This window comes from Vibrio sp. R-1 (genome assembly GCF_035615595.1).
In the GTDB taxonomy this organism is placed as follows: domain Bacteria; phylum Pseudomonadota; class Gammaproteobacteria; order Enterobacterales; family Vibrionaceae; genus Vibrio; species Vibrio cholerae.
Map to the genome: position 1 here is coordinate 1 of NZ_WPDC01000128.1, position 6,513 is coordinate 6,513.

At 50.4% G+C, this 6,513-nt stretch carries 6 protein-coding genes; 1 reads left to right on the forward strand and 5 read right to left on the reverse strand.

The genetic code is table 11. The features are described from left to right. Positions 1-15 precede the first annotated feature (15 nt). From GOU96_RS16455 to GOU96_RS16475, 5 genes are all read right to left on the reverse strand, one after another. A complete protein-coding gene (locus GOU96_RS16455; RefSeq protein ID WP_267780957.1) occupies positions 16-1,719 on the reverse strand; it encodes a phospho-sugar mutase in 1,704 nt (567 codons plus the stop codon). 112 nt (positions 1,720-1,831) lie between these two features. Then, on the reverse strand, positions 1,832-2,728 hold the full coding sequence (locus GOU96_RS16460; RefSeq protein ID WP_001914944.1) for an amino acid ABC transporter permease: 897 nt from the start codon (positions 2,726-2,728) through the stop codon (positions 1,832-1,834). Beyond that, on the reverse strand, positions 2,729-3,565 hold the full coding sequence (locus tag GOU96_RS16465) for a transporter substrate-binding domain-containing protein (protein ID WP_267780959.1): 837 nt from the start codon (positions 3,563-3,565) through the stop codon (positions 2,729-2,731). A gap of 50 nt (positions 3,566-3,615) precedes the next feature. After that, a complete protein-coding gene (locus GOU96_RS16470) occupies positions 3,616-4,413 on the reverse strand; it encodes an amino acid ABC transporter permease (RefSeq protein ID WP_230610593.1) in 798 nt (265 codons plus the stop codon). Beyond that, entirely contained in the window at positions 4,413-5,126 is a 714-nt protein-coding gene (locus GOU96_RS16475) for an amino acid ABC transporter ATP-binding protein (RefSeq protein ID WP_175231901.1), read from the reverse strand. The genes GOU96_RS16470 and GOU96_RS16475 overlap by 1 nt, the downstream gene beginning before the upstream one ends. 307 nt (positions 5,127-5,433) lie before the next feature. Here GOU96_RS16475 and aroG point away from each other — a divergent pair, with 307 nt between their 5' ends. Beyond that, positions 5,434-6,486: a 3-deoxy-7-phosphoheptulonate synthase AroG gene (gene aroG / locus GOU96_RS16480; protein WP_002022729.1), complete on the forward strand. Its 1,053-nt coding sequence runs from the start codon at positions 5,434-5,436 to the stop codon at positions 6,484-6,486. The last annotated feature ends 27 nt before the right edge of the window (positions 6,487-6,513 follow it).

The following is a 6,513-nucleotide window of genomic DNA, read 5'->3' on the forward strand; positions in this document are numbered from 1 at the left end:
CTTGTTTTTTGAGTGTTACAAGCTGGTTTGATGCTCTGCAATCAGCAGAGACATCTGCTCATCGGCCCGCTCTTGCGCGCTCACAAAATCTTCCCCAGCCGCAAACGGCGTCACTACCTCGTAGTAGCACTTGAGCTTAGGTTCAGTACCCGATGGACGCACAATCACGCGAGCGCCACCGTCCAGATGGTAAATGAGCACATCACTGGTTGGCAGGGTAATCGTTTCGGTTTTGCCATCGGCAAAGGTGCGGCGTGCCAGTTTAAAATCTTCCACAATGAGCACTTTACGCCCTGCAATGTCCGTTGGTGGCGTGGCGCGCAATTTATCGCCCACCGGTGGCGAGTTCGGAGCCAGCGCAATGCTGCGCTGCGCATTCACGTGCAGGCCATGCTGGCGATACAGGGCTTCAAGCTGATCCCATACCGTTTTGCCTTGTGCATTAAGCTCTGCCGCCAGTTGAGCAAATGCGACTAGAGCAGAAAGGCCATCCTTATCCCACACTGTGCTACCAATGGTGTATCCCAAGGCTTCTTCATAAGCGAACAGGAATTGGTGCTGCTCGGTTTGCTCTTGCATCGCCACGTTGGTCAACCATTTAAAACCAGTGAGGGTTTGGTAATAACGCGCGCCATGAGCCGCGGCGATTTTACTGAGCAAGCTGGAAGAGACGATGGTGTTGCCGACCAGCTGGCGATGGGCATCGGTTTGCGAGAGCAGATAGTGACCAAACAGTGAGCCGACTTGATCGCCGGTCAGCATTTGATATTCGCCATCGGCTTTACGCGCGGCAACCGCAAAGCGATCTGCATCTGGGTCATTAGCACACGCAAGCTGAGCGCCGACTTTTTTGGCCAGTGCCATCACCATATCCATCGCGCCCGCTTCTTCAGGGTTCGGGAAGTTGACGGTTGGGAATGTGCCATCCGGCTCGCGCTGTTCCTTCACGCTGCTAACGTGAGTAAAACCGACATCGGCGAGTAAGGTTTCTGCCATATTGGCACCCACTCCATGCATCGCGGTATAAGCCAAGCTTAGCGCTTGCGGCTTAGTGTGATGTTGCAACAGTGGGCTTGCTCCAATGGTTTTACGGTAAGTTTGGTAATACTCATCACGCAGCCAATGCAGCAGGCCTTGTTGCTCTGCCTGTTTAAGGGCGAGGTAAGGGATCGCTTGCTGCGCCGCTTGGTCAATACAAGCCGCAATGCCTGCATCATGCGGCGGAATAATTTGCGCGCCGTTTTCCCAATACACTTTAAATCCGTTGTATTCCGGCGGGTTGTGGCTTGCGGTTACTACAACTGCGGCGGCCGCATTGAAATGGCGTACGCCGAAAGCCACGATAGGGGTCGCCGCGACTTGGTAGGTCAAATAGGTTTTGATGCCGAGTGAAGTCAGCACGCTGGCGGTATCGTGAGCAAACTGCTTTGAATCTGGGCGGCCATCGTAACCAATCACTACGCCGCGGCTTTTGGCATCGGGTAATTGAGCAATCAAGTAATGCCCCAGACCCGCCGCCGTTTCTTGGATCACTAAACGGTTCATTCGGTTAGGGCCACAGCCGACTTTGCCACGCAAACCCGCAGTACCAAATTCAAGGCGTGATTGAAAGCGCTCGGCAATCTGCGCGTCTTGCTGAGTATCGATCAACTGTTGCAGTTCTTGACGAGTTTTAGGATCCGGATCTCTGGCCAACCAGTGTGTGACTTGTGAATTCATGGGGTCACCTTTATCTATTGAGGTTTTGAAGTTTGAGTCTAATTGATATTTATTCTCAAAAATATCGAAGCAATCGCTAAACTGGCTTTACTTCGATACCGTCTTTCATCGTTCAACGGCTTAAATGGCGTAAGCTGCGCTTCTCTACTTGCTTAAACAGCATAGACAGGGATAAGCAAAGCACCAGATAGGCTGCGCCGACAATCAGCCAAATCTCAAAAATTAGTCCAGATGAGTTGGCGATTTCGCTGCCGACAAAGGTCAGTTCTTGAATCGAAATCAGCGAGATGATCGACGTATCTTTGATGAGGGATATCGTCTGCCCTGCCAGCGCTGGGGTAATGGCGGTCAGTACTTGTGGGGCAATCACATAGCGGTATTTGACCCACGTTGGCAAGCCAAGTGAATCCGCAGCTTCCCATTGTCCTTGCGGGATGTTGGCGAGCCCAGCACGCACGATTTCCGCAATGTAAGCAGAAGAGAGCAGCCCGATACACAACACGCCGGACAACAAGTTTTCCCACAAGCGGGCAGGGCCAAACAGCCAAGTGATCAGCGGGTGAACTTCCGCTGTATGGTCGCGCAGTAGCTCATCCAAACCCAGTAGCGGGATGAGTTGATTGGAGATGAAAAAATAGAAGATAAACACAAACACCAGTGGTGGAATATTGCGTACTAGCTGCACAAATGCGTTAGCGGGTAAACGCACAAACCACGCCTTTTGGCTGCGCGCGATGCCGATCAATGACCCTAACACTAAAGCCAGTACCATGCCCCACAAGCTTAAACGTAACGTTGCGCCTAAGCCTTGTAAGAAGTAGGGTAAGCTGCCATCGGCACGCGGCGTGAAAATTAGCGTCCACGCTTCACGCCAATGCCACTGATAGTGAATGCCTACTTCCGAACGGTAATAGAGCCAGCCGATGAGGCTGGCGATTGCGAGCAGTAATCCGCCATCCAGCAAAGTAAAACGATAGCCTGAGGAGGATTTTGCGCCATAGTTATTCATTTACTGACCTGAGGCGATCTGATCTTGCCAATCTAAAGTGGAGAACCAGTATTCGTAACGCGCTTGCAGCCAGCCATCAGCAGTGCGGTCCGCAATCCATTGTTCAAAAAAGGCTTTCTTATCTTCTTCCCCTAAACGCACTGCAAACGCTTCATTGCCTTTACTTAAACGCTCACTGAAAGGAAGGAACAGCGAATCACTGTGTTTGATGCTTTCATGCTCGGGTTTTGGGCTTGAAGCAATCACTGCATGCGCGTTGCCGTTGATCACTTCTTGGAAAGCTTGGGCATCGTCATCAAATTGCAGCACGCTGGCTTTCGGGAAGGTTTCACGCGCCACTTGCACGGTAAAAGCACCTCGGCGAGCCGCGATTTTTACGTTGCGCTTGTTAAAATCTTCCAACTTGGAAAAGCCTTCAGCGAGCTTTTTATTGGCAGCGAGTTGCACACCAGAGTGAGAGTAGGGTGCAGTAAACAGCACACTTTTGGAACGCTCAGGCGTGACCGACATTCCGCCGATGATCACATCAAATTTTTTGGCCAGCAGCGCGGGAATAATGCCATCCCATGCGGTCGGCACAAATTCCACTTGCCAACCTGAGTCGGCGGCTAAGCGTTTAGCAACATCAATCTCAAAGCCAATCAGCTCACCCTGCTTATCGCGCATCGCCCAAGGTACAAAGGTCGACATACCCACGCGCAGCGTGCCGCGCTCTTTAATCGCATCAAGATTGGGTGTGTCGCTCGCCACTGCTGGCAAAGTGAAAGCCAGACCCAACAAGCCCGTAAGTAAGGTTTTAACGCTGAATCGACCTAAACGTTGTCCGAATAATTGCATAAGAGTTCCCTTTTTATTTAGCGCATTTTTATTTCGCGCATTTTTTCGCGTTATGGTGAGCGCCACTGCGCGCCCAGTTTATGTTCTAGCCAAGCTGATAACGCTGATAGAGTCAGGGTTAACAACAGATAGATCGCCGCGACGCTGAACCAGATCTCAAACGGCATCGCGGTTTCCGAAACGATATTTCGCCCCTGAGTGGTGAGATCAAAAATCGCCATCACACTGACAATAGACGAGTTTTTAATCAGCGACACCATCTCATTGGTCAGTGGAGGTAATGTACGTTGCAGAAGTTGCGGCAGGATCACATCGTAAAAGGTAAAAAAGCGCGATAAGCCGAGCGAGCGTGCCGCTTCATACTGGCCTTGCGCAATGCTGTTTAACCCGCCGCGAAATACCTCTGCGGTATACGCGCCTTGAAACAGCGCGAGGGCTAGCACTGCGGTGGCAAAACGGTCGAGCCCAATCACAGGACCGAACACAAAGTAGAGGAGGTAAATTTGCACCAAAAGCGGCGTGTTGCGCACTACCGCGATGTATCCGGTGCCTAAAGCGCGCCCGACCAGTGAGTGTGACTGACGCAGCAAAGCGGTGGTTAAACCCAGAGCCAAAGTGAAAATCAAACTGATCCCAGTCAACTGCAAAGTGACCAACAGGCCGTGCAGCAAATCACCTGCCCACCATTCGCCGTCTTCAAAAATCAACACATACTCAGGCACGCGGTGCCACTGCCATGTATAGCCCATCGCCTCTGCGCCGGAATCGAGTAGCCAGACCAATCCGGCAAACACTAACATTATTTGCAGGGCGGCAAACAGCAGAGGGCGGAAAAAGCGTTTTATCATCAATGGCTCAGGATCTGATTGAGAAATTGTTGGGTACGTGGATGCGTTGGGTTTTGGAACAACTGTTCGGGTGAACCCACTTCGAGAATTTCCCCTTCATCCATGAACATCACGCGGTGCGCGACTTTACGCGCAAAGCCCATTTCATGAGTCACGCACATCATGGTAATGCCATCTTGCGCGAGGTCGACCATCACTTCGAGTACCTCGTTAATGGTTTCAGGATCGAGCGCGGAAGTGGGTTCATCAAATAGCAAAATTTCCGGCTGCATACAGAGAGAGCGAGCAATCGCTACCCGTTGCTGCTGGCCGCCAGAGAGTTGAATCGGGTACTTATGTGCTTGATCGGTGATCTTCACCCGTTGCAGAAAATGATAAGCACGCTCCTTGGCTTCTTGCGCAGAGAGCTTGAGCGTGCGGATGGGCGCGAGGGTGAGATTTTCCAATACGGTTAGATGCGGAAACAGGTTGAAATGCTGAAACACCATGCCGATCTTACCGCTGCGTCGCGTGCGTTCATCTAATTTGGGTAAAACGATAATTTCACCGCTATCAATACTTTCTAAGCCATTTACGGTGCGGATTAGGGTTGATTTTCCGGAGCCGGAAGGACCACAAATCACCACAATCTCTCCTTTATTGACCGTAAGAGAAATCGATTTGAGCGCTTGAAATTGACCGTACCATTTGCTGACTTGGTGAAACTCTATCACTTTCATCTTGTTATCTTTGTGATTCTTATTGCCCTACCTTAGCAACATAAAACTCACAATGCATTAATTGATTCGGTTTTACTGAGCCGTTTTTTGAGTGGCTAAGGCTTACTCAATAGGGTGTAATTTATTATTTACACCTTGTTTTTCCTGTAAAGAAAAGTGGAATCTTGCCTTTATTTAAAAATAGTGCTTGCGATATTTTTCAAGTGCCGATAAGTTACCCGAAGAAACGACAGGTGCAGTGATTACCAAGGCTGGAGCCGTTGACTGGCAAGGTAACCAGAAAGTAAAGGAAGAAGTAACGATGTTTCAAACTGATGATGTAAAAATTAAGAAGATTAAAGAGCTACTGCCACCAGTCGCGGTGTTAGAGAAATTCCCAGCGACCGAAACGGCGTCGTCCACGACGTTTCAAGCGCGCGAAGCGATTCATAATATGCTGCAAGATAAAGACGATCGCTTGTTGGTGGTGATTGGTCCTTGTTCTATTCATGACCCGAAAGCGGCGATTGAATATGGCAAGCGCTTAAAAGCACTGCGTGATGAGCTCAGTGGTCAGTTAGAAATCGTGATGCGCGTATATTTTGAGAAGCCACGTACCACAGTGGGTTGGAAAGGTCTGATCAACGATCCGTATCTCAATGACACTTATGAGATCAATGATGGCCTACGCATGGGGCGTAAATTGCTGCTGGATCTGACCGATATGGGGATGCCGACCGCGAGTGAGTTTCTCGACATGATCACGCCGCAGTACGTGGCGGATTTGATCAGTTGGGGCGCGATCGGAGCACGCACCACGGAATCACAAGTGCATCGTGAATTGGCTTCGGGGCTTTCCTGTCCTGTAGGTTTCAAAAACGGGACGGATGGCAACATTAAAATCGCGTCTGATGCGATTCGCTCTGCTGGTGCTTCTCACCACTTCTTGTCTGTTACCAAGTTTGGTCATTCGGCGATTGTCGAAACCGCAGGTAACCCTGATTGCCATATTATTTTGCGTGGCGGTAAAGAACCCAACTACAGCGCGGCGCACGTGAGCAATATCAAGCAAGAGCTGGAAGTGGCTGGCTTACCACAGAAAGTGATGATTGATTTCAGCCACGCGAACAGTTCTAAGCAGTTCAAACGTCAAATGGTAGTGGCGGAAGATGTTGCGGCGCAGATTGCGCAAGGCGAGCATGCTATCTTCGGGGTGATGATTGAATCGCATCTCGTTGAGGGACGTCAGGATCTGACACCAGGTTGTAACCTGACTTACGGTCAATCCATCACGGATGCGTGTATTGGCTGGGAAGACACCGAAACAGTACTTCGCCAACTGGCTGCTGCGATTGAAGCGCGTCGTCAGCGATAGGCGAACGAAAATAAAAAACCGCCTTTC